The organism is Sinorhizobium arboris LMG 14919 (genome assembly GCF_000427465.1).
Lineage (GTDB): Bacteria > Pseudomonadota > Alphaproteobacteria > Rhizobiales > Rhizobiaceae > Sinorhizobium > Sinorhizobium arboris.
The window spans coordinates 714819-740659 of the sequence record NZ_ATYB01000008.1; the positions used below are offsets into that span (position 1 = coordinate 714819).

Genomic DNA, 25841 nt, shown 5'->3' on the forward strand with positions numbered 1-25841 from the left:
GCTGACTGGATTCCTGTGACTAGCACGGGAATGAGGAAGTCCACTGGCGCGACGGCATCTGAAACGCATCGGGGGATTGCACCCGCCCCTCCTCCCTCATCCCTGTGCGCCGTGTCCGCGGCGCGGGAGAGAAACCTTGCCGTCCGCAACCGAAAAAGAGGTTTCCATCCTTGACCGGCACCTGGATTTCGACGCGCGCGTGGCTTCTGATGTTGCCGCTCCTCGTGGTGATGACCGCCGTCATCGGCTGGCCGCTCGTCGACACCGTTCGGCTCTCCTTCACCGATGCGAAGCTCGTCGGCACCGAGGGCGGCTTCGTAGGAACGGCCAACTACATCAAGATGCTGGGCGGATCGAATTTTCAGCGGGCACTCGTCACCACGACCTGGTTCGCAGTCATTTCGGTTGCCGCAGAAATGGTGCTCGGCGTCCTTGCCGCACTTCTTCTCAACCAGCAATTTCGCGGGCGAACGGCGCTTCGTGCATTGATGATCCTGCCATGGGCACTGCCGACGGTGGTCAACGCGACGCTCTGGCGGCTCATCTACAATCCGGAATACGGCGCTCTCAATGCCGCGCTGACGCAGCTCGGCCTCCTCGACAGCTATCGCTCCTGGCTCGGCGAGCCGGGAACGGCGCTTGCCGCGCTGATCGTCGCGGATTGCTGGAAGAACTTTCCGCTGGTGGCGCTGATCGCACTCGCGGCCCTGCAGGCGGTGCCGCGCGATATCACCGCCGCGTCGCTCGTCGACGGTGCCGGCCCCTTCAACCGCTTCCGCTTCGTCATCATGCCCTATCTCGCCGGCCCGCTGCTGGTGGCGCTGGTGCTGCGGACCATCGAGGCATTCAAGGTCTTCGACATCGTCTGGGTGATGACGCGCGGCGGACCGGCGAACAGCACGCGCACGCTGTCGATCCTCGTCTATCAGGAGGCGTTTTCCTTCCAGCGGGCCGGCTCCGGCGCGTCGCTGGCGCTCATCGTCACCCTGCTCGTGACCATTCTGGCCGCCGCCTATGCGGCGCTCCTCCGAAAAGCCGCCGGAGCTTCGTGATGGAACGCCAAAGCCCCCTCTTTTCCGTATTCATCCATGCGAGTGCCCTGCTTCTCGCCTTCGTCATCCTCGCGCCGGTCGCGTGGCTGTTGATCATGAGCATTTCGCCTGCCGCGGACCTCAGCGCCAAGCCGCTGGCCTGGTGGCCGAGCGACATCGACCTCTCGCGGTACCGCACCCTTTTGTCGGCGGTCGAGAACAGCGCCGGTGCGGCCTTCATCGCGTCGCTCCTGAACAGCCTCAAGGTCGCCGGCATGGCGACGCTCGCCGCAATCGTCGTCGCTGTACCGGCCGCCTGGGCCGTGTCGCGCACCCCGGCCGTCTCCTGGTCGCTCTATGCGGTAATCGCCACCTATATGCTGCCGCCCGTCGCCCTCGCCGTACCGCTCTATATGGGTCTTGCCTATCTCGGACTGCTCAATTCGGTCTACGGTCTGGCGCTGGTCTATCTCACCATCCTCGCTCCTTTCACGACGTGGCTCCTGAAGTCGGGCTTCGATTCCATTCCGCGGGAGATCGAAAGCGCCGCGATGATCGACGGCGCGCGGCTGGATCAGATCCTGAGGCTCCTGACGCTGCCGCTTGCCGCCCCCGTCATGGCGACCTCGGCGCTCTTCGCCTTCCTGCTTGCCTGGGACGAATTCTTCTACGCGCTGCTCTTCACCTCCGACCAGCGCGCCAAGACCCTCACGGTCGCCATCGCGGACCTCGCCGGCGGTCGTGTTTCGGACTACGGGCTGATCGCAACTGCCGGAGTTCTTGCCGCCCTGCCTCCGGTGCTGATCGGCCTCATCATGCAAAGGGCCCTGATTTCCGGGCTCACCAGCGGCGGCGTCAAGGGATGACCATGAGCATATCGAATGACCGCCCGGCCGGACTCCTTGCAATCGATCGGGAGATGGCGCGCCAGCATGCCGACGCGATCGCCTCCTATGAAGGAGCGGCAGTCACAGCACGCCGGGTCGCCGCATCGCTGACATCGACAGGCCGGCTTCTGCTGCTCGGCATGGGCGGCTCACATGCAGTCGGCCGTGCAGTGGAGCCGCTCTATCGCGCTCTCGGCATCGACGCGGTCGCGCTGCCGCTTTCCGAGCAGCTCGGCCAACCGCTTTCGATCGAAGGCAAGACCGTTCTCGTCACGTCGCAATCGGGCGAAAGCGCGGAAGTGCTGCGCTGGTTCCGGGAAACGGACGGCGGCACAAGCGAGACATTCGGTCTGACGCTCGAAGAGGATGCCTTCCTGGCCAAGGCCGCACCATCGCTTGTCGGAGCAGGCGGAACGGAGCGGGCCTTCGCCGCCACCCGCAGCCTGACGGTGACCTTCGCGCTGCACCTGGCGATCCTCGCCGCCCTCGGCGCCGATCCGGCAGACGCACTTCGCGCGCTTGCGGCTCCTGAGGCACCGGCAATCGACGGTGCCCTCGCAACGCTCGCCGATGTCGGCGCGATCGTCACCTCCGGCCGCAAACTGCAGGGTCTCGCCGAAGCCATCGCCCTTGGGCTTACGGAACTCTCCCGGCTCCCCTGCTTTTCGCTCGAAGGCGGCCAGTTGCGCCACGGACCTATGGAGATGCTGGGTCCTTCCATCGGTGTCGTTCTCTTCCGCGCAGCCGATCCAACCGCCGCGCTGGTCGAAGCCATGGCGATTTCGGCAGTCGAAGCGGGGTCGCCGGTCGTCGTCTTCGACGCATCGGGCGAACCTCCGGTCGCGGGTGCCACGACGATCCGCTTCAACCCGGCGGCGGGCATGGCCGCGATTTTCGCAATGCTGCCCGTCGCCCAGTCCCTGATGGTCGCCTTTGCCGATGCCCGCGTCGAAAATGCCGGCACGCCGGTGCGATCCTCCAAGGTCACCCGGAGCGAATGACGATGCGTCCGCTTGCAGCCATCGGCAACGTCAATGTCGATCTTATACTCGGCCCGGCCGAACCCTGGCCGAAGCCCGGCACCGAGGTCATCGTCGATCATGACGAGCTGCGCGTCGGCGGCTGCGCGGGCAACAACGCGCTCGCCTGGGATTCGCTTGGCGTCGACTACGTCATCGCCGCCAATGTCGGCAACGACCAGTTCGGCGCCTGGCTCAAGGAGGCATTCGGCGAGCGGTCCCGCAGCTGGCCGGTGGAAGCCGTCGGCACGACGCTTTCCGTCGGCATCACCCACCCCGACGGGGAACGCACCTTCTTCACCACCCGCGGGCATCTGCCGCTGTTCAGCTTTCCGGAAGTGCGCTCGATGCTCGACGGGGATCGACTCCGCGGCGGCTATGCGCTGCTCTCCGGTTCCTTCCTGACGGACGCGCTCAGCCTTGCCTATGACGAGCTATTCGACTGGGCGGATGCGCACCGGATCGCCCTCGCGCTCGACACCGGCTGGCCGCTCGAGGGCTGGACGGAGGCCAACAGGCTGAAGACGCTGGGCTGGCTGAAACGCTGTCACTGCGCCCTCTTCAACGAGGTGGAGACGACCACGCTGACCGGGCGTTCCGATCCGGCCGAAGCCGCGCTGAGCCTGAAGTGCGAAATGCCCGACGACGCCATCGTCGTCGTCAAGCGCGGCCCCAATGGGGCGCTCGCCATCGATCGGGACGGCGGAATGTTTTCCGTACCGGCGCCGCAGGTTCAGGTCGTCGATACGATCGGCGCCGGCGACGTCTTCAATGCGGGCTTCCTGGCGGCACTCGCCGCCGAGATGCCGCTCGAAGCCTGTCTCAAGACCGGGGTCACGATCGCCTCGGAAGCGATCTCCACCCTTCCGCGCCGCTACGGCAAGCCCCTTTCGGCCTTCCTCGAGGAATCCAGGCGATGAGCGCTCTCGAAATCCGCAACATTCATAAGCGCTACGGCGAGGTGGAAACGCTGAAGGGCATCGACATCGCACTCGAAAGCGGCGAGTTCCTCGTGCTGCTCGGCTCCTCCGGCTGCGGTAAGTCCACGCTCCTCAACATCATCGCCGGGCTGGCCGAACCGAGCGGCGGCGACATCCTGATCGGCGAGCATTCGGTCCTGGGAGTCCATCCCAAGGATCGCGACGTCGCGATGGTGTTCCAATCCTATGCTCTCTATCCGAACCTGAGCGTCGCCCGGAACATCGGCTTCGGCCTCGAAATGCGCGGGGTGCCGCGGACCGAGCGCGACAAAGCGGTGCGCGACGCAGCAGGGCTGCTGCAGATCGAGAACCTGCTCGACCGAAAACCGAGTCAGCTTTCCGGCGGCCAGCGTCAGCGCGTCGCGATCGGGCGGGCCTTGGTGCGCAATCCGCAGGTCTTCCTCTTCGATGAACCGCTGTCGAACCTCGATGCCAAGCTCCGGATGGAGATGCGCACCGAACTCAAACGCCTGCACCAGATGCTGAAAACGACGGTCGTCTACGTCACCCACGACCAGATCGAGGCGATGACGCTCGCAACCCGCATCGCCGTGATGCGCGACGGCCGCATCGAGCAGCTCGCCACGCCGGAAGAGATCTACGACCGCCCCGCAACCCTCTATGTCGCCGGCTTCGTCGGCTCGCCCCCGATGAACACTCTCGACGCCGAGATGACCGCAAACGGCCTGAAGCTCGACGGCTGCGAGGAGATGCTCCCACTGCCGGCCGCGTTCAAGGGCAGTGCCTCGGCGGGACGGCCGGTCAAGGTCGGCATTCGGCCGGAAGCCTTGCGGCTTTCGGGTGATTCACAAGGTCCTCAATTGACCGCCCATGTCGAGGTCGTGGAGCTCACCGGACCGGAACTCGTGACCACCGCCACGGTCGGAAAACAGCGGATCACCGTTTGCCTGCCGCCACGTACGGCGCTGAGTGTGGGATCGGCCCATGTCCTCACTTTCGATGAAACGGCCCTGCATCTGTTCGATCCGGAAAGCGGGCGCTCACTGCTGCCGGGATGAGGCGAAGCCCGATCTACCACCGCCAACGCAGAGGGGGTGTCAGCGCCCTCCTACAATCCGATCGATCGCGCTAAAATCTTTGACCGGTTCGGTTCCGTTCAAAGACCGCCAGCCGCCCGGGCCATCGCCGCGGGGTCATTGCGATAGCCAAGCTTTTCGGAGAGTTCGCCTGCCCCCTCGATCAGCACGCGGAGATAGGCTTCGCGATTGCGCAGGCCGTCCTCCTTCGGCGCGACGAGGCAGAGCGTTGCGATGCAGATGGCTTCCGCGTCGTAGACCGGGACGGCGAAGCAATGCGTGAAGCTGTCTACGATACTGTTGAAGGTGAAATAGCCTTCCTGCTTGGCCTTGCGGACCTGGGCAATGAATTCGGAGGGATCGAGGCGCGTGCCATCCGGCAGAACGAAATCCTCCGTCGGTATAAAGGCCAGTATTTCCTCGTCGCTCATGTGATCCACGAGTAGGCGGCCGGACGCGGTCCACGGGATGGCGACGGGCTCGCCGATATTGGTGGAGATGCGGAACGGGCGGCTCCCCTCGTTCATCAGGACGACGGCATATTTGTTGCCCTCGAGCTGGCACATCTGCGCCGTCTCGCGCGTCTCCTCGGCGATCCGCGCCAGAAGATGCTCGCTTTCGCGCATCAGGTCGAACTGTTCGGCGTATGCCGCACCGAGGAAATAGAGCTTGCGGCCGAGAAAGACGCGGCCGTCATCGCCGCGATATTCGATGATCCCCTGGCGGATGAGCAGGTTGACCAGCTCATAGACCGACGACCGCGGCGCACCGATCCCTTGCGCGATTTCGTTGGGGCGCAACGGCTGACGCTGCAAACGCAGGAAATCGAGGATCTCGAAAGCCCGGTCGAGCCCCCTTGCCCTGCGATTGGTCGTGTCTTCCGCCTCCGCCACCGCGCCCTCCTTGCCGCTTCTATCCCGGCCCTTCAGAACTGACCTCATTTAGCCTTGTAGGCGACGCAGTCAACTTCCACCTTGCAGTCGACCATCATGCGCGACTGGACGCAGGCCCTGGCCGGGGGGTTCGCGTCGAAATATTCCGCATAGACGCCGTTGAAGGTCCAGAAGTCCCTGGGATCGTCGAGCCAGACGCCGACACGCACCACATGTTCGAGCCCATAGCCGGCTTCATGCAGGATTGCGATCATGTTTTCGATCGCCTTGCGGCTCTCCGCGACGATCCCGCCGCCGACGATCTCGCCCGCCTCCATTGCGACCTGACCGGAAACATAGAGCCACCCGTTCGCCTCCACGGCGCGTGCAAATGGCAAGGGCTGCTTGCCCGCACCGGTTTCGCCCGTTCCATAACGCTTGATCGTCACGCTTCACTCCACTTCTTCATCAAATTCGTCGGTTTGTCAGTTGAACGTCGAGGTCTTCAGAAACTCCGCGAGACGCTCGGTCCTCGGTTTCAGGAACATCTCGCGCGGATTCCCTTCTTCGCCGATGCGCCCCTGGTTCATGAAGATCACCCGGGACGAGACCTCGTAGGCGAAGCGCATCTCGTGGGTAACGATCAGCATGCTCATTCCATCCTCGGCGAGCCCCTTGATGACCTGCAGCACCTCGTTGACGAGTTCCGGATCGAGCGCCGAGGTCACTTCATCGAAGAGCATCAGCTTGGGATTCATGGCAATGGCACGGGCGATCGCCACCCGCTGCTGCTGGCCGCCGGAAAGCTGCCCGGGATAATGATCCTTGCGCGAGAGCAGGCCGACGCGGTCGAGCCACTTCTCGGCAAGCAGCCTTGCCTCGTCGCGGCTCATCTTCTTCACCTTGACGAGCCCGAGCATGACGTTGGCCGCGGCGGTCATATGGGGAAACAGGTTGAACTGCTGGAAGGCCATGCCGGTCAGTGCGCGCTGGCGGGCAATCTCCCGCTCCGGCTTGCGCCGGCGGGCGCCGCCGACTGTCTCGTAACCGATTTCCTGGCCGTCGATCGCAATCGTGCCGCCCTGAAATTCCTCCAGCATGTTGATGCAGCGAAGCATCGTCGTCTTGCCCGAGCCGCTGGAGCCGATAATGCTGATCACCTCCCCCTGGCGCATCGAGCAGTCGACGCCCTTCAGCACCTCGACCGCGCCGTAGCGCTTGTGCAGATCGCGGATTTCAAGAAGATTGGTCATCGGATTGCGAAACCTCACGATGGAACGGCGGTCTTGCGCTCGACGTAACGGCCGAAGCGCTCGATGCCGTAATTGATGGCGAAATAGAGAAAGCCGGCGAAGAAATAGAATTCGAGGCTCATGAAGGTGCGGGAGATCACTTCCTGCGTCCGCAGGAGCAGCTCGCCGACGCCGATGATCGAAAGCAGCGTCGATGCCTTTACCATCTCGGCGGCCGTGTTCACCCAGGCCGGAAGCGCCTGCCGCAGCGCCTGCGGCCCGAGCACATAGGTAAAGGTCTGCGCGAAGGTCAAACCAATCGCCTTGGCGGCTTCGGTCTGTCCTTTGGGGATCGACTGCAGTGCGCCGCGCACCAGTTCGCCGACATGCGAACTGCAGAAGACGGCAAGCGCCAGAACACCGGCCTGGAACGGCCCGAGGTCGATGCCGATGGTGCTCAGGACGTAATAGCTCGCGAGCACCAGGACGAGCACCGGCGTGCCGCGGATGAAATCGGTATAGCCACGCACGATCCATCTGACGGGCCGATATCCGTAGACAAGCGCCAGACCGACGAAAACGCCCAGCACCGTGCCGACGGCGATCGAGAGAAGGGAGATAGAGACGGAAATGCCAAGTCCCTTGACGAGCGGAATGCGGGCGAGCCAGAGCTGATCGAGAAAGGAGAATTCCATAACGGTCACCTTGGCACGGCAAGACGCCGCTCGACGGCGCGCATCAGCGCGGCCAGCAGCGAACAGGTTGCGACATAGAGGCAGCTTGCGACGATCCAGGTTTCGATGACGCGGAAACTCTCGACGTTGATCTTGCGTGCCTCGAAAGTGAGTTCCGGAACGGCGATCGCGGCCGCGAGCGACGTATCCTTGAAGAGCGAGATCATCGTACTGCTGAGCGATGGCAGGACGCTGCGCAACATCAGCGGAATGATGATCGAGGTGCGGATCTGCATCTCCGTAAGGCCGATCGCGAGCCCCGCCTCGCGCTGGCCGGGCGGTATGGCGATGAGGCCGCCGCGAAACACTTCGGCTAGATAGGCTCCCGAATAGATTGCGAGCGTCAGCACGAAGCTCTCGATCTTGCCGAGCCGGAGCCCGAGCTCGGGAAGCGCAAAATAGCTGAAGAGGACGAGGACAAGGATTGGCGTGTTGCGGATTACGGTAACGTAGAGCCCGGCAGGCTTGCGCAGCAGTGCATTCCTGGAAACGAGCCCGAAAGCGGTAATCATCCCGATCGCGCAGCCGGCAAGGATCGCGACGAGCGCCAGGCCGAGACTGAGCGCGAGCCCTTGGAGAAGCAGGTCGAACGAGCGCCATACAGCGGCGAAGTTCAAGGAATAGGTCATGGGAGCAGCCATTTCATGGAGCAAGGCAGCGCCGCCTTGCCCCTTGCGCGCCTGACGGAGCGCGGTGTGGTAAGGCGGAGTCGCCCGTCGACAGAGCTCACTTGTACTCGACGGGGAAGCCTATCTGCGGCGGCGCGAGGTCCTTGCCGAACCAGGTCTTGAAGGACTTGGCATAGAAATCGAACTCGACACCGGTCATCGCTTCGTGCAGCGCAGTGTTGACGAAGTTCAGCCAATCCTGATCGCCGCGCCGGACGCCGCAGGCATAGGTTTGCGGGTTCCAGCCGTATCCTGCGTCCCTGTAGCGCCCCGAATTCTGGGTCATGTACCAGGCGAGCGACGACTGGTCGGTCGCGGCGGCATCGGCGCGACCGGACTCGAGCGCCTGATAGATCAGGTCGACGGAGTCATACTGATCGACGGTCGCCTCCGGCAAGGCCGCATGGACCATGTCCTCGGCATAGACGTTCTGCAGTACGGAAATCGTCACCGACGACCCGGCAGCCTTCAGCGCTTCATAATCGGCATATTTGCCGTCCGCCTTCAGCATCAGGCCGACGCCTTCGCGATAATACGGAATGGTGAAGGCGATCTGCTGAGCGCGCTCCCCGGTAACCGTCATGAACTGGCAGGTGATGTCGACCTTGCCGGTAGTGATGTTCGGAATACGGGCATCGGACGATTGGTTCACGAATTCGATCTTTTCCGGATCGCCGAACAGCGCCTTTGCGATGATGCGGCCCATATCGATGTCGAAACCCTGAAGCTTGTCTTCGGTGCTCTTGAAGTGCCACGGCGCGTTTGTGCTGCCGGTGCCGAGTATCAGATGGCCGCGACTCAGGACTTCATCGAGCTTGCTCGAGGCCTGCTGCGCTTGAGCTGGCATGGCGGCCAGCGCGGCCGCGACGAAGCTCGCGGCTACCGTAAGTTTCCTGAGCATTGAAAATTCTCCCCTTTTGTTCCCACTCGCTTATTCCGATATATTGGACATACGTCCTCAATAACGGATTGACCCATCAAATGCCTTGGGCCATTACTTGTCAAGCAGGATCGGCTACATTCGCGGCCGATCCATCCGGAACGAGGAACGACGCCCGCATGACCCTGCCGATCGAAACCCCCGCCGTGCTGGTCGATCTCGATATCGCCCGGCGCAACATTCTTGCGTTTCAGGCCTATGCGGACCGGCACGGTCTCCGCGTGCGCCCCCACATAAAGACCCACAAGCTTCCTCAGATGGCCGAACTGCAGCTTGCCGCCGGTGCGATCGGCATCACCTGCCAGAAGGTGACGGAAGCGGAGGCCATGATCGACGGCAGCGCCCGGATCAGGGACGTGCTGATCACCTACAACCTCCTCGGCAAGGAGAAGCTCGCGCGGCTCGCACGGCTCTGCGAAAAGGTGACGGTTAGCGTCGTCGCCGACAACGCGACCGTCATCGACGGGCTCGCCGCGTTTTTCGCCGAAGCCGGCAAGCCTTTGACGGTGCTTGTCGAATGCAACACCGGAGCCGATCGCTGCGGAGTCGGGACTCCGTCCGAAGCGGCGCGCCTTGCCCGGCGCATAGCCGAGGCACCGGGACTTCGCTTCGGCGGATTGATGACCTATCCGCCGGCCGATGGCGCCGGGCGCGTTCAGGCCTTCATGAGCGACGCGAAGCGGCTGATCGAAGCCACGGGGCTCGACGTTCCATGCATTACGTCGGGGGGCACGCCCGGCATGATGCAGGCGGCCGAAGCGCCGATAGCGAGCGAGCACCGTCCGGGTACGTATATCTATAACGACCGCTCGCTGGTTGCCCGCGGCGCGGCGTCCTGGGACGACTGCGCCCTCACGGTCCTCGCCACCGTCGTTTCGGTTCCCAGCGACAACCGGGCTATCGTCGATGCCGGCAGCAAGGTGCTGACCTCCGACCTGCTTGGCCTTACCGGCTACGGCCACGTGCTCGGCCGCGACGACCTCCGTATCGACCAGCTCTCCGAGGAGCATGGCCGCCTCGTCTCGGACGGTCCGATCGGTCTCAAGGTCGGCGAAAAGGTCCGCATCGTTCCGAACCATGCCTGCGTCGTGACCAACATGGTCGACGCGGTCCACGTGATCGAAGACGGTGCGCTGAAAGGAACATGGCCGGTCGTCGCCCGCGGCCGCATCCTTTGACCGGACGGCCCGCGGCGCACTCATGGGAGAACGAGGGACCCTTCAGTCCGCCCGGGCTATTAGTCCACTATTTTAGTGCATTTCTAAAATGCCGTGCTATCTTATCGGCTGAAAGGGCCCGGACCAATGACGGGCACGACATTCCTTCAACAGCTCGCAGAACGATAGGACTTTTCAAGAAACCACCTCGAAGCGTCATAAGTTTGCGTTGAAGTAGTCTACCAAATCGGTAGCTTTATCTGGCAAAGGATGGAGGTCGAAATGAGCTCGAATGGTCTTGCCGGAATAATGAAACTAGCGCTCGTTGTCGGAAGCCTGCAGCTTGGTTCAATTACCCTCGCGCATGCGGATACGACGATCCTGAACGTGTCCTACGACCCAACTCGGGAACTGTACAAGGAATTCAACGCGGCCTTTGCCGAAAAGTGGCGGGCCGACACCGGCGAAGCCGTGACGATCCAGACATCGCACGGCGGTTCGGGCAAGCAGGCACGCTCGGTCATCGACGGCCTCGGGGCCGACGTCGTGACGCTGGCACTCGAAGCGGATATCGACGCGATCGCCAAAGAGAGCGGCAAGATCCCGGCCGATTGGAAGTCCCGTTTCGAAAACAACAGCTCCCCCTACACCTCGACGATCGTCTTCCTCGTCCGCAAGGGCAACCCCAAGGGCATCAAGGATTGGGGCGACCTCGTCCGGGAGGACGTGCAGGTGATCACGCCCAACCCGAAGACCTCGGGCGGCGCTCGATGGAACTTCCTCGCCGCCTGGGCCTGGGCGCGTGCCGCCAATAACGGCGACGATGCGAAGGCGCAGGAATATGTAACGCAGCTCTTCAAACATGTGCCGGTTCTCGACACCGGCGCGCGCGGTGCGACGACCACTTTCGTCCAGCGCGGCCTTGGCGATGTGTTGCTGGCCTGGGAAAACGAAGCCTATCTGTCGCTGGAAGAGCTGGGCCCCGACAATTTCGACATCGTCACGCCGTCGATCTCGATCAAGGCGGAGCCCCCCGTCGCGCTGGTCGATGGCAATGTCGACAGCAAGGGCACGCGCAAAGTTGCGGAGGCCTATCTCGCCTATCTCTACAGCGATGTCGGACAGAAGATCGCGGCCAAGCACTATTACCGGCCGTTCAAGCCAGAGTTCGCGGATCCCAAGGACATCGAGCGCTTCAGCGAATTGAAGCTTGTCACGATCGACGACTTCGGTGGCTGGAAGGAAGCACAGCCGAAATTCTTCGGCGACGGCGGCATCTTCGACCAGATCTACAGACCGGGGCAATGATATCCATGGCCGCTCGCAGCACCACGCGGTGGCAGTTCCGGCAGCCGAGCGTCATTCCGGGTTTCGGATTGGCGCTCGGCGTCACGCTGGCATGGCTCACTCTTATCGTTCTCATTCCTCTCTCCGGGCTGCTTTGGCGCTCCAGCGGCCTCGGATGGTCGAAATTCGTGGAACTGGCGCTTGACGAGCGCACGGTCAACGCATTGACGATCAGCTTCGGCACGGCCCTCGTCGCAGCGGTGGTCAATCTCGTCTTCGGCGTGCTCCTCGCCTGGGTCCTGGTGCGCTATCGCTTCCCCGGCAAACGCGTGATCGACGCGATGGTCGATCTGCCCTTCGCCCTGCCGACGGCAGTCGCCGGTATTGCGCTCACGACGCTTTATGCACCGAACGGCTGGATTGGCGCGCTGCTCGCACCACTCGGCATCAAGATCGCCTTCACGCCCGCCGGTATCGTCGTGGCGCTGATCTTCGTCGGCCTCCCCTTTGTCGTGCGCACCGTGCAGCCGATCATGGAAGAGATCGACAAGGAGGTGGAAGAGGCGGCGGCGACCCTGGGCGCCACCCGCTTCCAAACGATCAGCCGGGTCCTGCTCCCGGGCCTCCTGCCCGCCGGATTGACCGGCTTCGCACTCGCCTTTGCCCGTGGCGTCGGCGAGTATGGTTCGGTGATCTTCATTGCCGGCAATCTCCCATACGTCTCGGAGATCGCGCCGCTTCTGATCGTCATCCGCCTGGAGGAATTCAACTATCCCGCGGCGACTGCGATCGCCGCGGTGATGCTCCTGCTTTCCTTCCTCATGCTGCTGGTCATCAACGTGATCCAGGCGTGGAGCAGACGGAGATACGGTTATGGCGCATGATGCCGGTTTCGCCTCTAATACGCTCGTGTCGGCCGCAACGTCGGAAACTCGGCTTTCGCGCTTTATCCTGACCATCGTCGCTCTCGGTTTCGTGGCGCTTTTCCTGCTTCTGCCGCTCGCCACGGTCTTCATCGAGGCCTTCCGAAAAGGTGCGGCGGAGTTCTTCACGGCGCTCAGCGACCCGGAGACCTTTTCCGCAATCCGCCTGACGCTGCTGGTCGCGGGGATCGCCGTGCCGCTCAATCTCGTCTTCGGGGTGGCGGCCGCCTGGGCGATCGCGAAATTCGAGTTCAAGGGCAAGGCATTCCTCACGACGCTCATCGACCTGCCCTTCTCCGTTTCGCCTGTCATCTCGGGCCTCGTCTTCGTGCTGCTGTTCAGCTCTCACAGCCTGCTCGGCCCTATCCTGCAGAGCTACGGCATACAGATCCTCTTCGCCGTTCCGGGCCTGGTGCTCGCCACCGTGTTCGTGACCTTCCCGTTCGTTGCGCGTGAACTGATCCCGCTGATGCAGGAACAGGGGACGGCTGACGAGGAGGCGGCGCTGTCGCTCGGCGCCACCGGCTGGCAGACCTTCTGGCATGTGACGCTTCCCAACATAAAATGGGGTCTGCTCTACGGCGTGCTTCTTTGCAACGCCCGCGCCATGGGCGAGTTCGGCGCGGTTTCGGTCGTCTCCGGCCATATCCGCGGCCAGACGAACACCATGCCGTTGCAGGTCGAAATCCTCTATAATGAGTATAATTTCGTCGCCGCCTTTGCGGTGGCTGCGCTCCTTGCGCTCCTTGCGCTGGTAACGCTCGTTTTGAAGACTGCCCTTGAACTTCGCTACAGCGACGAGATCGCTGCCAGCCGCAGGCATTGAAAGGTCCAGACCTCCATGGAAGTCCGCGTCCAGAACATACGCAAGGCATTCGGCCGCTTCCCCGCGCTCGAAGACGTTTCCCTCGACATCCGGTCCGGCGAACTGATCGCGCTCCTCGGTCCCTCCGGCTCCGGCAAGACCACGCTGCTCAGGCTCGTCGCCGGGCTCGAAAGTCCGACGGAGGGCACGATTTTCTTCGGCGATGAAGATGCGTCGAAGAAGACCGTGCAGGAGCGCAACATCGGTTTCGTTTTCCAGCACTATGCGCTTTTCCGCCATATGACGGTGCTCGACAATGTCGCCTTCGGGCTGAAGGTGCGACCCGCCAAACGCCGGCCAGCGGCTGCCGAAATCCGCCGCAGGGCGCTCGATCTGCTGGAGCTCGTGCAACTCTCTGGGCTGGAGAAACGCTACCCGGCCCAGCTTTCCGGCGGGCAGCGCCAACGCGTCGCGCTCGCCCGCGCCATGGCCGTCGAGCCCAACGTTCTGCTTCTCGACGAGCCCTTCGGTGCGCTCGATGCGCAGGTGCGCAAGGAACTGAGGCGGTGGCTGCGCGAAATCCACGACCGCACCGGCCACACCACGATCTTCGTCACGCATGACCAGGAGGAAGCACTCGAGCTTGCCGACCGCGTCGTCGTGATGAGCAAGGGTGCGATCGAGCAGGTCGGCACACCCGACGAGATCTATGACCATCCGGTCTCGCCCTTCGTCTATGGCTTCATCGGCCAGTCCAACTGTCTCGACGTCACCCTCGCCAATGGCGAGATCTGGCACGAAGACCGTCCGATCGGCCTTCGCGCCGGAAACGAACAGGACGGCGCCGCGACCCTGTATTTCCGCCCACACGACGTCGAACTCATCGACGGCTGCGGCGGTTGCCTCGCCGGTCTCGTCACGGCTAGCCGGCGAGTGGCCGGCACCCGGCATCTCGAACTCGATCTCGGGCGCACGCACCCTCCGGTCGAGATCGAGCTGCCGCCCGAACGCGCCGCCTCCACGGACCACACCCGAGTCGCCTTCCGGCCCACGAGATGGAAGCTTTTCCGCAAGGGCGATCAAAAGAATGCCCTACGGATACAAGCGGAGGTGCCCGCGCTCGCGGCGACCGGCACGTGAGTGAGTGTGGGCGGACTTGCGCTGTCGCCGCGCGGGATTCGTCCCTTCCATGCGCCGAGGGTTGCTTGCCGCAGGAGTTTGATCCGTCGCCGAATTAACCGGTTCCGATCAAAGGAATCCTGCGGTAGAAACCGTCCCATGTCCGTTATCGAAGAACTCACAAACGCACTCGGCGATGCCGTGCTCACCGGCGACCGCATCGCCGAACGCTGCCGCAGCGATGCAAGCCTTACGGGCCGAGCCTTGCCCCTGGCGGTCGTTCGCCCGGCAAGCGTTGCCGAGGTCGCCGCGGCTCTCGATATCTGCAATTCGCATCGCCAGACGGTGGTCCCGCAGGGCGGCTTGACAGGGCTTGCCGGCGGCGCCAATCCGCGGGCCGGCGACATCGTGGTTTCTCTGGAGAGACTTTCCGGCATCGAGGAGATCGATGCCGCGGCGGGCACGATGACGGTTCTCGCCGGAACGCCGCTCGAAGTCGCGCAGCGCGCCGCCGAGGATGCGGGTTTCCTGTTGCCGATCGATCTTGGCGCCCGCGGCTCCTGCCAGATCGGCGGCAATCTGGCCACCAATGCCGGCGGAATTCGGGTCATCCGCAACGGTGTGGCACGGAGCAATGTGCTGGGGCTCGAGGCCGTTCTTGCCGACGGGACAGTGATCTCGTCTATGAACAAGATGATCAAGAACAACACGGGCTACGACCTCCGGCAGCTCTTCATCGGTTCGGAAGGCACGCTCGGCATCATCACGCGGGCGGTGCTCAGCCTGCGCCCCTTGCCCGCGGGGCGGCTGACGGCGCTCTGTGCGCTCGAAAGCTACGGGGAAGTCGTCGCCTTGCTCAAGCGCGCGCAGAGGGAGCTCGCCGGCCTCTCCGCCTATGAGGCGATGTGGGAGAGCTATTTCCGTTTCAACTGCGAGGCCGAGGGGCTCCGGCTCTTCGAAGCCACTCCCCCTTTCGCCGTCATTCTGGAGCAGGACCTGCAAGGCCATGAAGCGGAGCGCGAGCAGTTCGAAGCGTTTCTGGGCCGGGCCCTGGAGGAGGGCGTAATCTACGATGCGCTGATCGCGCAATCGCAGAAGGAGGCGCAGACGTTCTGGCGTATCCGCGAGGGCCAGGCCCTGGACCGGCTGCCCCTGCTCCTCAACTTCGATGTCAGCCTGCCGATCGGCGACATCGGCCGCTTCGCCGATGAATGCGGCAAGGCGCTCCAGGCCAGGTTTCCCGCGGCGCACGTATCCTTCTTCGGCCATGTCGGCGACAGCAACCTTCACATTGCCTTCTCGGTTCCGGGCGCAACCGAAGAAACGGCCCACGCCGTTGACGTCCTCGTCTACGGGCTTGTCGGAACCTATAGCGGATCCGTTTCGGCCGAGCACGGAATCGGCCTTCTGAAGCGCGACTTTCTCGATCGCTCACGCAGTCCGGCGGAACTCGAACTCATGCGGCGCATCAAGAAGGCGCTCGACCCCAACGGCATTCTCAATCCCGGCAAGGTCTTAGGCTAGCGCGCGGCCCCTCGTCCCGCCTATGGGGAGAAGGTGGCCGGCAGGCGGGATGAGGGGCACTTTTGGGACTCAAACCCATGAGGCGGGCGATTTCGGCAGCCGGCCGTCGGGATCGATGACGTCGAGGCGCGGTTCTTCCGGACCGTTCCAGCGCCAGAGCGCGACGCAGGTGCCGCCGGGCGACATGAAGGATGGATAGATCACCCCGTGATAGTCGCGCGCCAGAAGCTCCGACTGGAGCCTGTGGGTCTCCGGCACGGCGCCCATGTCGAGCGCATCACGCCATTCACAGCGATGGATCGCCTCGTCCACACCAAGCTCCACAAGAAAACTGGCATCCGTGAGGTCCGCGAGCCGCGCCCCGCGCAACTCGAGCTGCACGATGAGTGCCGGATGCTGCACGAAGCCCTGATTATATTCCGCCCAGGCGGTCGACAGTTCGCGCGCGGCATAGATCGCCGGCAGGCCGACCGGGTTCCAGCGCCCCCCGAAACGAGCGGCGCCCGCGCCGGATAGCGGCATATGTGCCCAGCGCGGCACGAAGGCGCGCCAGAGCGCCATCGGCTCTAACGGCGGCGCGGCCTCGGGATCGGGATCGGGCAGCAGCGCGGACGGGACGTCTTTTCTCATCCCGTCTTAAGCATAAACGCCGGCGCGGACCGATTCGAGATAGGCAAGCACCTTGTCGGCCTTGCCCTCGCCGACGAGGTCGAATGCGGTCTTGCCGGCCCAGCCGGGGATAGGCTGGTGCTTGAACCATATGACGGCGCGGGCTTCGTCGCCCGCCATTTCGGAGGCCATGGCAAGAATGCGGACGATCTTACTCAGGGCGCTGTCGACCTTTCGGGCGCCGGATTTCGCCGTCAGCGTATTGCGGGCGACACCGATCAGCTTTGCGAGTTCGGCAAGCGTGACACCCAGCCGGTCGGCCACAAGCCGGGCCGAAAGGAACGGGGAGTGATCGTCCCCGAAACGGGCTGCAGGTATCTGGAAATCGACGGCCATCATGAGAAATCGACCCTATTTTGATCGGAACCTTATAAAAATAGGATCGATTTCCCATCAATTCAAGCGCAAACGCGGCTCATTGCCGCCACGAGGGATTCCGCCGTTCGAAAAAGGCCGACACGCCCTCCTGCGCTTCGTCGGTTTCCCAGCTATCGGCAAGCTGCTCTATGGTGGCGGCGATGACGGCGTCGGTAATGGGAAGACCCAGCGACCGCGCCAGCCGCTTTGCCCGCCCGGCAGCGCCCGGAGCCGCGACGAGATAAGCCGTCACCGTGGCTTCGACCGCCCCGTCCAGCATACTGTCGTCGACGACCGTCGTCACGAAGCCGGCGGCCTTCGCCTCCTCCGCACTGAAAAGGCGCGCCGACATGAACAGCGGGCGCGCCCTCGCCTCGCCCGTCCGCGCGATGACATAGGGACTGATCGTCGCCGGGATCAACCCGAGGCGCGTCTCCGTCAGGCCGAATTGCGCGCTCGAGGAGGCGATCACCGTGTCGCAGACGCTGATCAGTCCGACGCCGCCGCCGAAGGTGTTCCCGTGCACGCGTGCGATGAGCGGCTTCGGCAGATCGTTCAGCGCCTTGAACATCATCGCAAGCCGCGTCGCCTCGGCGATCCGAGTCGTCCGGTCTGCCGAAAACTGCTCACGCATCCATTCGAGATCGCCGCCGGCGCAAAAGCTCTTGCCTTCCGCATCGAGAATGACGGCCCTGACCGATGCATCTGTTGCGATCCGGCCCGCCACAGCCGTCAGCTCGCCGATCATCGCGGCGGAGAGCGCGTTGTGCTTTTCCGAACGGGCAAGCGTCACCCGGGCCACGCCCCGCTGGTCGACGGCAAAACGGATCGTATCGAAAGTCATGCTGCGCTCCTCAACGATCGCGCAAAAGCTGCGGCCCGATCGAGCTTTTCCGCGTCGAGCCCCGTGGCAAAACCCCGCGCCTCGAGAAAGGCGTTCACCGCAAGCGTGTCGACATTGCCGGCTGCGCCCGGCGCATAGGGACAGCCGCCGAGCCCGCCAGCGGCTGCGTCGAACACCCTGAGGCCGCGTTCCAGCGCCACGCCGATGTTCTCCAGTGCCCGGCCGGACGTGTCGTGGAAATGCCCGGCGAGCTTCGCGGCCTCGATCTCGCCGAGCACGGCCGTCAGCATGCGATGGACCGCCTCCGGCGTGCCGCGCCCGATGGTGTCGCCGAGGCTGATCTCGTAGCAGCCGAGATCGGCGAGCAGCCGCGCGACGCGGGCGGCGGCTTCCGGCTCGATTATGCCCTCATAGGGGCATTCGACGACGCAGCTTACATAGCCCCGCAGGGGAATGCCTTGGCGGCGGCTTGCCTCGGCGACCGGCCGAAAACGCTCTATGCTCTCGGAGATCGAGCAGTTGATGTTCTTCTCGGAGAAACTTTCCGAGGCGGCGGCGAAAATAGCCACCTCGTCGGCGCGTGCGGCGAGCGCCGCCTCGAAGCCGCGCATGTTGGGCGTCAACGCCGCGTAACGCGTGCCGGGACGCCGCGCGATACCGGCCATGACGGCCGGCGCGTCGGCCATTTGCGGCACCCAGCGCGGACTGACGAAGCCCGTCACTTCGATGCGCTCGTAACCGCAGTCGGAGAGCAGATCGACGAGCCTGACCTTGTCCTCGGTAGCGACGAGCCGGGACTCGTTCTGCAGCCCGTCGCGCGGCGCCACCTCGACAATCGTGACCTGCTCCTTTGCCGGCGCCGTCATTGCGCAGCCTCCTCCATCAGCGTCACGAGCACCGTCCCTTCGCTGACCTGGGCGCCTTCCGCCACATGCACATTCGCGATCGTGCCCTCGCGTGAGGCCGAGAGCGTCAGCTCCATCTTCATCGCCTCCATGACGACGAGGGGCTGCCCCTTGGCGACCGCCTCTCCCGGCCCGACGCGAACCAGTTTCACGAGACCCGGCATTGGCGCGACCAGTTCGTCGTCGGCGATCTCGCTGCTTTGCCCGCCGGTCAATCCGTCCGGCACATGGAACACCAGGTTCCGCCCGTTATGGAAGAGCGTCAAGGCCTCGCGACCTCGCACGAAGCGGATCAGGCGCTTCTGCCCGGCGACTTCGAGCCGGGCACCACCGTCGAAGCGGTCCAGCACAAGGACCGGCAGAGTGCTCCCGCCGGCCCGCACCGCGAACTGGTCGCGGCCGCGCGAGGCCAGCGTTACGCTTGCACGGCCGCCCTCGTGGTCGATCGCCACGGAGCGGTGCGCATCGCCCCATATCTGCCAGGAGCCCAGTGAAGACCAAGGATCGGTCGACATGTTCGGCTCGAGTGCCCCTGTCGAAATGATCGCCGCCAATGCCAGCGCCTCGTCGCCCGGCACGAACGGCGCGGTCAGGCGCTCGATCTCCCGGTCGATCAGCCCCGTATCCGGATGGCCCGAGCGGAAGTCCTGCTCTGCCGTCAGGCGGATGAGGAAGTCCAGATTGGTGACCGTACCGCCGATGCGGCATTCCTTAAGGGCGTCCTGCAACCGGCCAAGCGCCGCCGAACGGTTCGGGCCATGCACGATCAGCTTGGCAATCAGCGGATCGTAATAGGGCGATATCGTATCTCCCTGCCGGACGCCGGAATCGACCCGCGCAGTGTCGTCGGGAAGGCTTAAATGCGCCAGCCGCCCGGTTGCCGGCAGAAAGCCGCGTGCCGGGTCCTCCGCGTAAAGACGCGCCTCGAAGGCCCAGCCGTTCATGGAAATGTCCGCCTGGTTCTTCGGCAACGGCTCGCCGGCGGCGATGCGCAACTGCCACTCCACAAGATCGATGCCGGTGATCGCTTCCGTAACGGGATGCTCCACCTGCAGCCGCGTGTTCATCTCCATGAAGTAGAAGTGGTTCGGCCAGAGCCCGTTCGTCACATCGGCGATGAATTCGACCGTGCCTGCGCCGACATAGCCGATCGCCTGGGCCGCCCGGACCGCCGCATCGCCCATCGCCCGGCGGACCTCCGCAGTCATGCCCGGCGCAGGGGCCTCCTCGATCACCTTCTGGTGGCGCCGTTGCAGCGAGCAATCGCGCTCGAAAAGGTGGACGATATTGCCGTGCCTGTCTCCGAAGACCTGCATTTCGATGTGACGCGGCTTCGTCAGATAACTTTCCAGAAGCACCGAACCGTCGCCGAAGGCAGCTTCGGCCTCCCTGCGCGCCGCCTCCAGCGCCGGACCGAAGTCCTCCTGCCGCTCCACGCGCCGCATGCCTTTGCCGCCGCCGCCCGCACGCGCCTTGATCAGTACCGGATAGCCGATTTCCCGGGCCCTGTCGGCAAGAAAGGATGCGTCCTGCTCTTCCCCATGGTAGCCGGGCACGATCGGTACGCCAGCCCGTTCCATGAGCGCCTTGGCCGCATCCTTGAGGCCCATGGCGCGGATCGCGGCCGGCGTCGGCCCGATGAAGACCATGCCGGCATTTTCGACAGCTTCGGCAAAGTCGGCGTTCTCGGAAAGGAAGCCGTAGCCGGGGTGAATCGCCTGCGCGCCGACGCTCCTTGCCGCCTCTACAATCCGTTCGATCGCGAGATAGCTTTCGGCGGCGGGCGCCGCCCCGATCCGGATCGCCTCGTCGGCGAGGGCCACATGCAAGGCATCGCCATCGGCATCGGAATAGACGGCGACGGTGCGAATACCGAGCCGCTGCGCGGTGCGTATGATGCGGCAGGCGATTTCCCCGCGATTGGCAATCAGGAGTTTCGAAAACATGCGCCTTCTTTTCCGTTTCTATTGTGCCGCGACCACTTCGACTTCCACGAGCCAGGCGGAATCGAAAATGCCGGCGATCACCACAGTCATCGCCGGTGCCAGGGAGCCGAGATATTCGTTACGTATTTCACGGTTCTCGATGACATGCTGCCTGTCGGCCAGATAGGTCGTGACCTTGACGATGTCGGTCTTCGACATGCCGGCCGCTTTCAACTGTGCATCGACGTTCAACCAGACCTGGCGGGCCTGCGCCTCGAAACCTTCCGCCACGACGTCCCTCGACGTCACGGGAATTTGGCCGCTGACGAAAAGGACGCGCCGGAAATCCTCGATGCTGACAGCCTGCGAATAACCGCCGCGGGGCTGTGGTGCGTTCAGGGCGTTGATGTTGTCGCGCTTCATCTGGTGGCCTCTCGTCACATCCTGAACAATCCGAAGCGCGTCTCCTCGATGGGCGCGTTCAAAACCGCAGACAGCGAAAGCGCCAGCACGTCGCGACTCTTGCGCGGATCGACCACGCCGTCATCCCAAAGCCTTGCCGATGCATAGAGCGGATGGCTTTGACGCTCGAAAAGGTCGAGCACCGGCTGGCGAAAGCGGGCCTCCTCCTCTTCGCTCCACGGGTTCCCCGAACGTTTCAGGGCTTCGCCGCGCACCGTCGAGAGAACGCCTGCCGCCTGTTCGCCGCCCATCACCGAAATGCGGCTGTTCGGCCAGGTCCAGAGGAACCGTGGCGAGAAGGCCCGTCCGCACATGCCGTAATTGCCTGCGCCGAACGATCCGCCGACCAGCATGGTGATCTTGGGGACCTTCACGGTAGCCACAGCGGTCACCAGCTTGGCGCCGTGCTTGGCAATTCCCTCCGTCTCGTATTTGCGCCCGACCATGAAGCCGGTGATGTTCTGCAGGAAGACGAGCGGAATTCCGCGTTGGGCGCAAAGCTCCACGAAATGCGCCCCCTTGACGGCTGATTCCGAGAAGAGCACGCCATTGTTGGCGACGATGCCGACGGGGATGCCGTGGACATGGGCGAAACCGCAGACGAGCGTGGTGCCGAAGCGCGCCTTGAACTCATCGAAACGGGAACCGTCGACGAGCCGGGCGATCACCTCTCGGATTTCGTAGGGTGTTTTGAGGTCGGCGGGAACGATGCCGGCAATCTCCTCCGGATCGTAGAGCGGCGGTTCCGGCCCGAGCCGCTCGATCGCCCAGGGCTTGTTCTTGTTCAAGGCCGAAACGGCACGGCGCGCCAGCGCCAGCGCATGGGCATCGTCGCGCGCCAGATGGTCTGCAACCCCCGAAAGACGCGTGTGGACGTCGGCTCCGCCCAAGTCTTCCGCTGATACGACCTCGCCGGTCGCCGCGCGAACCAGCGGCGGACCTGCGAGGAAGATGGTGCCCTGCTTTTCGACGATGATCGCTTCGTCGGACATCGCAGGCACATAGGCGCCGCCCGCCGTGCAGGAACCCATGACCACCGCGATCTGAGGAATGCCCGCCGCCGACATGTTGGCCTGGTTGTAGAAGATGCGGCCGAAATGGTCCCGATCCGGAAAGACCTCGTCCTGGTTCGGCAGGTTCGCGCCACCGGAATCGACAAGATAGATGCAAGGGAGCCGGTTCTCCGCCGCGATCTCCTGCGCCCGCAAATGCTTCTTTACCGTCATCGGGTAATAGGTGCCGCCTTTGACCGTCGGATCGTTGCAGACGATCATGCACTCGCGGCCGGAAATCCGGCCGATGCCGGTGATCAATCCCGCGCCCGGCGCATCGTCGTTGTACATCCCGTAGGCGGCGGTGGCTCCGACCTCCAGAAAAGGCGTGCCCGGATCGATGAGGGTGGCAACCCGGTCTCGCGGCAGAAGCTTCCCCCGACTGACGTGGCGCTCGCGCGCCCTTTCTCCGCCGCCGGCAGCGGCAAGCCGCACGGCGTCCTCGATGGTCGCGATGGCCTCCGCCATGGCCGCGCGGTTCGCCTTGAACTCCTCCGAGGACGGCGAAATGTGCGAACGCAATACTGTCATGCTCCCCCCAAAGCGTTACTCTGCCCGGCCGTGCGGCACCGCCGCTCTCCTATTTCGTTTCGGCGAAAAGCTCCCGCCCGATCAGCATGCGGCGGATCTCGCTCGTGCCCGCGCCGATCTCATACAGCTTGGCGTCGCGCAGCAGCCGGCCTGCCGGATAATCGTTGGTGTAGCCATTGCCGCCCAGCGCCTGGATCGCTTCGAGCGCCATGGCAGTCGCCCTTTCGGCCGCATAGAGAATGCAGCCGGCCGCGTCCTTGCGCGCAGTCTCGCCGCGGTCGCAGGCGGCTGCCACAGCATAGACATAGGCTCGGGCGGCATTCATCGTCACATACATGTCGGCAAGCTTTCCCTGCATCAACTGGAACTCGCCGATCGGTTGTCCGAACTGCTTGCGCTCATGGAGATAGGGGACGACGACATCGAGGCAAGCGGCCATGATGCCGAGAGGTCCGGCCGAAAGCACGACCCGCTCGTAGTCAAGACCGGACATCAGCACCTTCACGCCCTCGCCTGCGGCGCCAAGCACGTTCTCCTCCGGCACCTCGCAATCCGTGAAGACGAGTTCCGACGTGTTCGAACCGCGCATACCGAGCTTGTCGAGCTTCTGACCGGTCGAGAAGCCGGGGAATGCCTTTTCGACCAGAAAAGCGGTGATGCCGCGCGGGCCGGCCGCCGCATCGGTCTTGGCGTAGACGACCAGGACGTCGGCGTCCGGGCCGTTGGTGATCCACATCTTGCTGCCGTTCAGGACATAACGGCTGCCACGCTTGTCGGCCCTGAGTTTCATCGAAACGACATCGGATCCGGCACCCGGCTCCGACATGGCAAGCGCCCCCACATGCTCGCCCGAAATCAGCTTCGGCAGATATCTCTTCTTTTGTGTGGGGTTGCCGTTGCGGTTGATCTGATTGACGCAGAGATTGGAATGCGCGCCGTAACTCAGACCTACCGACGCGGATGCACGGCTGATTTCTTCCATCGCCACGCAATGGGCCAGATAACCGAGCCCTGCACCGCCATAGGCTTCGTCGGCGGTGATGCCGAGCAGGCCGAGTTCCCCCATCTCGCGCCAGAGCGGCATCGGAAAGGCATTGTTGCGGTCGGCGTCATCGGCAAGCGGCCCGATTCGCTCGCCCGCGAAGCGGCGTACGCTCTCGCGCAGCGCATCGATCTCCTCGCCGAGAGCGAAATTCAATCCACCTTCAAACATTTCACTTCCTCCCGATGTCCGCTCCACGATCTCCCCGTCGTCGAGCAGAGGCGAGCCGCCGCGATCGGTCGCGCAGCAGGCCCATCATCGCGAACGATAACATCGTGGCCGGCTAATTTCCTTCCAAAGAGCAGGCGTGCCAAGCACGATCCGCAAAATTCGGGGCCGCTTTATCGATTCCCAGAGCATTGTGGGTCCGTCCCGGCGCTGACACCTCTCGCAAGAAAAAAAGCCCGGCACTGGGTGGCCGGGCAGTGGGCAGGGAATTGGCGGTCCCTGCAGGGAAGTCAGATCGCGCCCGATCGTCGCGCGCGAGGGGGGTGGGCCGCTGTCGACCGCGGCGGCAATTTCAATCAGAAGGACTCACCCGGCAAAGGCGCCCGCCGGCATGCCTGCCACGCGGCGCTTCAGTTGCCGGATCGAGACGTTCATCCAGACCATGGAAACGGCGACGATCACGAAAAGCAGCATGAAGCAGCTCGACCAGAGGCCCGTCACGTCCTTGAGATAGCCGAAGGCGATCGGCAGCACGAAGCCGCCAAGGCCACCCATCATCCCCACGACACCGCCTACCGCGCCGACATGCGCAGGATAATAGGCCGGAATATGCTTATAGACCGCTGCCTTGCCGAGGCTCATGACAAAACCGAGCACGAAGGTGACGCCTACGAAAACGGCCGGAGTGACGGCGATGGGCACGGCTGCGCCCGCCGCCCCGGCGGGTACGGAGAGGATGAGCGTCGCGACGGCGGACACGGCAAACATCGCGTACATGATCTTGCGCGCGCCGATCCTGTCCGACAGAGCGCCGCCATAGGCGCGAAAGATGCTGCCGGGAATGGAATAGGCGGCTGCGATCATTCCCGCCGTCTCGATGTCGAAGCCGTAGACGCCGACGAGGTAGCGGGGTAGCCACAGCGCAAGTGCGACGAAGCCGCCGAAGGCAAAGAAGTAATAGAGCGAGAAGCGCCAGACCTGGATGTTCTTCAGCGGCTCGAATTCGCTGAGCAGGCTCTTCCTGTGCTGGCGGACATCGCGGCGGGCGCGGAATTGCGGATCATCTTCCGTCGAGAACCAGAAGACAACCGCCGTGACGAGAAGCGCGGCCGCCCAGATCTCCGCGACCGCCTGCCAGCCGAAGGCGACGAGAACGAATGGCGCCAGGAATTTCGTGACCGCGGCACCGACATTGCCGGCACCGAAAATCCCGAGAGCCGTGCCCTGTTTTTCCGGCGGAAAGAAGGGCGAAACATAGGCCACGCCCACGGCAAAAGAGCCACCGGCCAGGCCGACTCCCGACCCTGCGAGAAGCATCTGCGGATAGGTCGTGGCATAAGCAAGCAGGAAGGTGGCGAGTGCCGCCGCCAGCATAGTGAGCGTGTAGACGAGACGGCCGCCATAGCGGCTGGTCCAGATGCCCAGCACGATGCGCACCAGCGAGCCGGTCAGGATCGGCATGCCGATCAGGAGCCCGAATTCGGCTTCGCTCAGGCCGAGTTCATCCTTGATGCGCACGCCGATGATCGAAAAAATGGTCCATATTGCAAAACAGACCGTGAATGCGCCGGTTGAAATCCACAGGGCGCGTGCTGGCACGCCGCTATAGGCTGATTGCGTCTGGTGAAGAGCGGACATGGTATCTCCTTGCGCGATACCCTCGCGCGATAC

Annotated in this window: 26 protein-coding genes; 11 read left to right on the forward strand and 15 right to left on the reverse strand. The window is 63.8% G+C overall.

Annotated elements, in window-relative coordinates:
- The first annotated feature begins 170 nt into the window (after nucleotides 1-170).
- Genes SINAR_RS0103910 through SINAR_RS0103930 form a run of 5 tightly spaced genes read left to right on the forward strand, consistent with a single transcriptional unit; the run spans nucleotide 171 to nucleotide 4936 of the window.
- Entirely contained in the window at nucleotides 171-1052 is an 882-nt protein-coding gene (locus tag SINAR_RS0103910; RefSeq protein ID WP_027997844.1) for a carbohydrate ABC transporter permease, read from the forward strand.
- Nucleotides 1052-1897 carry a carbohydrate ABC transporter permease gene (locus SINAR_RS0103915; RefSeq protein ID WP_027997845.1) on the forward strand — a complete coding sequence of 282 codons (846 nt, stop codon included), beginning with the start codon at nucleotides 1052-1054 and terminating at the stop codon, nucleotides 1895-1897. Before SINAR_RS0103910 ends, SINAR_RS0103915 begins: the two co-directional genes overlap by 1 nt.
- Entirely contained in the window at nucleotides 1894-2919 is a 1026-nt protein-coding gene (locus tag SINAR_RS0103920; RefSeq protein ID WP_027997846.1) for an SIS domain-containing protein, read from the forward strand. The genes SINAR_RS0103915 and SINAR_RS0103920 overlap by 4 nt, the downstream gene beginning before the upstream one ends.
- Nucleotides 2916-3857: a PfkB family carbohydrate kinase gene (locus tag SINAR_RS0103925; RefSeq protein ID WP_209439296.1), complete on the forward strand. Its 942-nt coding sequence runs from the start codon at nucleotides 2916-2918 to the stop codon at nucleotides 3855-3857. Before SINAR_RS0103920 ends, SINAR_RS0103925 begins: the two co-directional genes overlap by 4 nt.
- Complete coding sequence (locus tag SINAR_RS0103930) at nucleotides 3854-4936, forward strand: ABC transporter ATP-binding protein (RefSeq protein ID WP_027997848.1); 1083 nt, start codon at nucleotides 3854-3856, stop codon at nucleotides 4934-4936. The genes SINAR_RS0103925 and SINAR_RS0103930 overlap by 4 nt, the downstream gene beginning before the upstream one ends.
- A 98-nt stretch (nucleotides 4937-5034) precedes the next feature.
- On the opposite strand, the gene SINAR_RS0103935 is transcribed toward SINAR_RS0103930, so the two are convergent.
- From SINAR_RS0103935 to SINAR_RS0103960, 6 genes are all read right to left on the reverse strand, one after another.
- On the reverse strand, nucleotides 5035-5895 hold the full coding sequence (locus SINAR_RS0103935) for an IclR family transcriptional regulator (protein ID WP_027997849.1): 861 nt from the start codon (nucleotides 5893-5895) through the stop codon (nucleotides 5035-5037).
- Nucleotides 5892-6275 carry a RidA family protein gene (locus SINAR_RS0103940; RefSeq protein ID WP_027997850.1) on the reverse strand — a complete coding sequence of 128 codons (384 nt, stop codon included), beginning with the start codon at nucleotides 6273-6275 and terminating at the stop codon, nucleotides 5892-5894. The genes SINAR_RS0103935 and SINAR_RS0103940 overlap by 4 nt, the downstream gene beginning before the upstream one ends.
- 36 nt (nucleotides 6276-6311) lie before the next feature.
- The gene (locus SINAR_RS0103945; RefSeq protein WP_027997851.1) at nucleotides 6312-7079 is read right to left on the reverse strand and encodes an amino acid ABC transporter ATP-binding protein; all 768 of its coding nucleotides are present in this window, start codon (nucleotides 7077-7079) and stop codon (nucleotides 6312-6314) included.
- Between the two features lie 14 nt (nucleotides 7080-7093).
- Nucleotides 7094-7753: an amino acid ABC transporter permease gene (locus SINAR_RS0103950; protein WP_027997852.1), complete on the reverse strand. Its 660-nt coding sequence runs from the start codon at nucleotides 7751-7753 to the stop codon at nucleotides 7094-7096.
- Nucleotides 7754-7758: 5 nt separating this feature from the next.
- Complete coding sequence (locus tag SINAR_RS0103955; RefSeq protein ID WP_027997853.1) at nucleotides 7759-8421, reverse strand: amino acid ABC transporter permease; 663 nt, start codon at nucleotides 8419-8421, stop codon at nucleotides 7759-7761.
- Between the two features lie 97 nt (nucleotides 8422-8518).
- A complete protein-coding gene (locus tag SINAR_RS0103960; protein WP_027997854.1) occupies nucleotides 8519-9361 on the reverse strand; it encodes a transporter substrate-binding protein in 843 nt (280 codons plus the stop codon).
- 158 nt (nucleotides 9362-9519) lie between these two features.
- Between SINAR_RS0103960 and SINAR_RS0103965 the strand changes: the two genes are divergently transcribed.
- From SINAR_RS0103965 to SINAR_RS0103990, 6 genes are all read left to right on the forward strand, one after another.
- Nucleotides 9520-10578 (forward strand): D-TA family PLP-dependent enzyme, encoded by a 1059-nt coding sequence (locus tag SINAR_RS0103965; RefSeq protein WP_027997855.1) that lies wholly within the window; start codon nucleotides 9520-9522, stop codon nucleotides 10576-10578.
- 261 nt (nucleotides 10579-10839) lie between these two features.
- Entirely contained in the window at nucleotides 10840-11865 is a 1026-nt protein-coding gene (locus SINAR_RS0103970; protein ID WP_027997856.1) for a sulfate ABC transporter substrate-binding protein, read from the forward strand.
- Nucleotides 11862-12728 (forward strand): sulfate ABC transporter permease subunit CysT, encoded by an 867-nt coding sequence (gene cysT, locus SINAR_RS0103975; RefSeq protein ID WP_027997857.1) that lies wholly within the window; start codon nucleotides 11862-11864, stop codon nucleotides 12726-12728. Before SINAR_RS0103970 ends, cysT begins: the two co-directional genes overlap by 4 nt.
- A complete protein-coding gene (gene cysW / locus SINAR_RS0103980) occupies nucleotides 12718-13593 on the forward strand; it encodes a sulfate ABC transporter permease subunit CysW (RefSeq protein ID WP_027997858.1) in 876 nt (291 codons plus the stop codon). The genes cysT and cysW overlap by 11 nt, the downstream gene beginning before the upstream one ends.
- 15 nt (nucleotides 13594-13608) lie before the next feature.
- Complete coding sequence (locus SINAR_RS0103985) at nucleotides 13609-14712, forward strand: sulfate/molybdate ABC transporter ATP-binding protein (RefSeq protein ID WP_027997859.1); 1104 nt, start codon at nucleotides 13609-13611, stop codon at nucleotides 14710-14712.
- Between the two features lie 138 nt (nucleotides 14713-14850).
- Nucleotides 14851-16215, forward strand: a complete 1365-nt coding sequence (locus SINAR_RS0103990) for an FAD-binding oxidoreductase (protein WP_027997860.1) — start codon at nucleotides 14851-14853, stop codon at nucleotides 16213-16215.
- A gap of 69 nt (nucleotides 16216-16284) precedes the next feature.
- On the opposite strand, the gene SINAR_RS0103995 is transcribed toward SINAR_RS0103990, so the two are convergent.
- The 9 genes from SINAR_RS0103995 to SINAR_RS0104035 form a co-directional block, all read right to left on the reverse strand.
- The gene (locus tag SINAR_RS0103995; protein ID WP_027997861.1) at nucleotides 16285-16845 is read right to left on the reverse strand and encodes an RES family NAD+ phosphorylase; all 561 of its coding nucleotides are present in this window, start codon (nucleotides 16843-16845) and stop codon (nucleotides 16285-16287) included.
- Between the two features lie 6 nt (nucleotides 16846-16851).
- A complete protein-coding gene (locus SINAR_RS0104000; protein ID WP_027997862.1) occupies nucleotides 16852-17223 on the reverse strand; it encodes an antitoxin Xre/MbcA/ParS toxin-binding domain-containing protein in 372 nt (123 codons plus the stop codon).
- A 76-nt stretch (nucleotides 17224-17299) separates the two neighbouring features.
- On the reverse strand, nucleotides 17300-18085 hold the full coding sequence (locus SINAR_RS0104005; protein ID WP_027997863.1) for a crotonase/enoyl-CoA hydratase family protein: 786 nt from the start codon (nucleotides 18083-18085) through the stop codon (nucleotides 17300-17302).
- Nucleotides 18082-18951: a hydroxymethylglutaryl-CoA lyase gene (locus SINAR_RS0104010; RefSeq protein ID WP_027997864.1), complete on the reverse strand. Its 870-nt coding sequence runs from the start codon at nucleotides 18949-18951 to the stop codon at nucleotides 18082-18084. Before SINAR_RS0104010 ends, SINAR_RS0104005 begins: the two co-directional genes overlap by 4 nt.
- The gene (locus SINAR_RS0104015; protein WP_027997865.1) at nucleotides 18948-20936 is read right to left on the reverse strand and encodes an acetyl/propionyl/methylcrotonyl-CoA carboxylase subunit alpha; all 1989 of its coding nucleotides are present in this window, start codon (nucleotides 20934-20936) and stop codon (nucleotides 18948-18950) included. Before SINAR_RS0104015 ends, SINAR_RS0104010 begins: the two co-directional genes overlap by 4 nt.
- An 18-nt stretch (nucleotides 20937-20954) precedes the next feature.
- Nucleotides 20955-21338: a RidA family protein gene (locus SINAR_RS0104020; protein WP_027997866.1), complete on the reverse strand. Its 384-nt coding sequence runs from the start codon at nucleotides 21336-21338 to the stop codon at nucleotides 20955-20957.
- Between the two features lie 14 nt (nucleotides 21339-21352).
- Complete coding sequence (locus SINAR_RS0104025) at nucleotides 21353-22960, reverse strand: carboxyl transferase domain-containing protein (RefSeq protein WP_027997867.1); 1608 nt, start codon at nucleotides 22958-22960, stop codon at nucleotides 21353-21355.
- A gap of 49 nt (nucleotides 22961-23009) precedes the next feature.
- Complete coding sequence (locus tag SINAR_RS0104030; protein ID WP_027997868.1) at nucleotides 23010-24173, reverse strand: isovaleryl-CoA dehydrogenase; 1164 nt, start codon at nucleotides 24171-24173, stop codon at nucleotides 23010-23012.
- 363 nt (nucleotides 24174-24536) lie between these two features.
- On the reverse strand, nucleotides 24537-25808 hold the full coding sequence (locus SINAR_RS0104035) for an MFS transporter (protein WP_027997869.1): 1272 nt from the start codon (nucleotides 25806-25808) through the stop codon (nucleotides 24537-24539).
- Nucleotides 25809-25841: the final 33 nt, after the last annotated feature.

Excerpts from the sequence above, each read along its gene's own strand:
- SINAR_RS0104000 (WP_027997862.1), bottom strand. The coding sequence starts at position 17,223 with ATGATGGCCGTCGATTTCCAGATACCTGCAGCCCGTTTCGGGGACGAT.
- SINAR_RS0103925 (WP_209439296.1), top strand. The coding sequence starts at position 2,916 with ATGACGATGCGTCCGCTTGCAGCCATCGGCAACGTCAATGTCGATCTT.
- SINAR_RS0104025 (WP_027997867.1), bottom strand. The coding sequence starts at position 22,960 with ATGACAGTATTGCGTTCGCACATTTCGCCGTCCTCGGAGGAGTTCAAG.
- SINAR_RS0103965 (WP_027997855.1), top strand. The coding sequence starts at position 9,520 with ATGACCCTGCCGATCGAAACCCCCGCCGTGCTGGTCGATCTCGATATC.
- SINAR_RS0104020 (WP_027997866.1), bottom strand. The coding sequence starts at position 21,338 with ATGAAGCGCGACAACATCAACGCCCTGAACGCACCACAGCCCCGCGGC.
- SINAR_RS0104035 (WP_027997869.1), bottom strand. The coding sequence starts at position 25,808 with ATGTCCGCTCTTCACCAGACGCAATCAGCCTATAGCGGCGTGCCAGCA.
- SINAR_RS0104015 (WP_027997865.1), bottom strand. The coding sequence starts at position 20,936 with ATGTTTTCGAAACTCCTGATTGCCAATCGCGGGGAAATCGCCTGCCGC.
- SINAR_RS0104030 (WP_027997868.1), bottom strand. The coding sequence starts at position 24,173 with ATGTTTGAAGGTGGATTGAATTTCGCTCTCGGCGAGGAGATCGATGCG.
- SINAR_RS0103935 (WP_027997849.1), bottom strand. The coding sequence starts at position 5,895 with ATGAGGTCAGTTCTGAAGGGCCGGGATAGAAGCGGCAAGGAGGGCGCG.
- SINAR_RS0103920 (WP_027997846.1), top strand. The coding sequence starts at position 1,894 with ATGACCATGAGCATATCGAATGACCGCCCGGCCGGACTCCTTGCAATC.
- SINAR_RS0103950 (WP_027997852.1), bottom strand. The coding sequence starts at position 7,753 with ATGGAATTCTCCTTTCTCGATCAGCTCTGGCTCGCCCGCATTCCGCTC.
- SINAR_RS0103960 (WP_027997854.1), bottom strand. The coding sequence starts at position 9,361 with ATGCTCAGGAAACTTACGGTAGCCGCGAGCTTCGTCGCGGCCGCGCTG.
- SINAR_RS0103930 (WP_027997848.1), top strand. The coding sequence starts at position 3,854 with ATGAGCGCTCTCGAAATCCGCAACATTCATAAGCGCTACGGCGAGGTG.
- SINAR_RS0103985 (WP_027997859.1), top strand. The coding sequence starts at position 13,609 with ATGGAAGTCCGCGTCCAGAACATACGCAAGGCATTCGGCCGCTTCCCC.
- SINAR_RS0103990 (WP_027997860.1), top strand. The coding sequence starts at position 14,851 with ATGTCCGTTATCGAAGAACTCACAAACGCACTCGGCGATGCCGTGCTC.
- cysW (WP_027997858.1), top strand. The coding sequence starts at position 12,718 with ATGGCGCATGATGCCGGTTTCGCCTCTAATACGCTCGTGTCGGCCGCA.
- SINAR_RS0103915 (WP_027997845.1), top strand. The coding sequence starts at position 1,052 with ATGGAACGCCAAAGCCCCCTCTTTTCCGTATTCATCCATGCGAGTGCC.
- SINAR_RS0104010 (WP_027997864.1), bottom strand. The coding sequence starts at position 18,951 with ATGACGGCGCCGGCAAAGGAGCAGGTCACGATTGTCGAGGTGGCGCCG.
- SINAR_RS0103945 (WP_027997851.1), bottom strand. The coding sequence starts at position 7,079 with ATGACCAATCTTCTTGAAATCCGCGATCTGCACAAGCGCTACGGCGCG.
- SINAR_RS0103955 (WP_027997853.1), bottom strand. The coding sequence starts at position 8,421 with ATGACCTATTCCTTGAACTTCGCCGCTGTATGGCGCTCGTTCGACCTG.
- cysT (WP_027997857.1), top strand. The coding sequence starts at position 11,862 with ATGATATCCATGGCCGCTCGCAGCACCACGCGGTGGCAGTTCCGGCAG.
- SINAR_RS0104005 (WP_027997863.1), bottom strand. The coding sequence starts at position 18,085 with ATGACTTTCGATACGATCCGTTTTGCCGTCGACCAGCGGGGCGTGGCC.
- SINAR_RS0103995 (WP_027997861.1), bottom strand. The coding sequence starts at position 16,845 with ATGAGAAAAGACGTCCCGTCCGCGCTGCTGCCCGATCCCGATCCCGAG.
- SINAR_RS0103970 (WP_027997856.1), top strand. The coding sequence starts at position 10,840 with ATGAGCTCGAATGGTCTTGCCGGAATAATGAAACTAGCGCTCGTTGTC.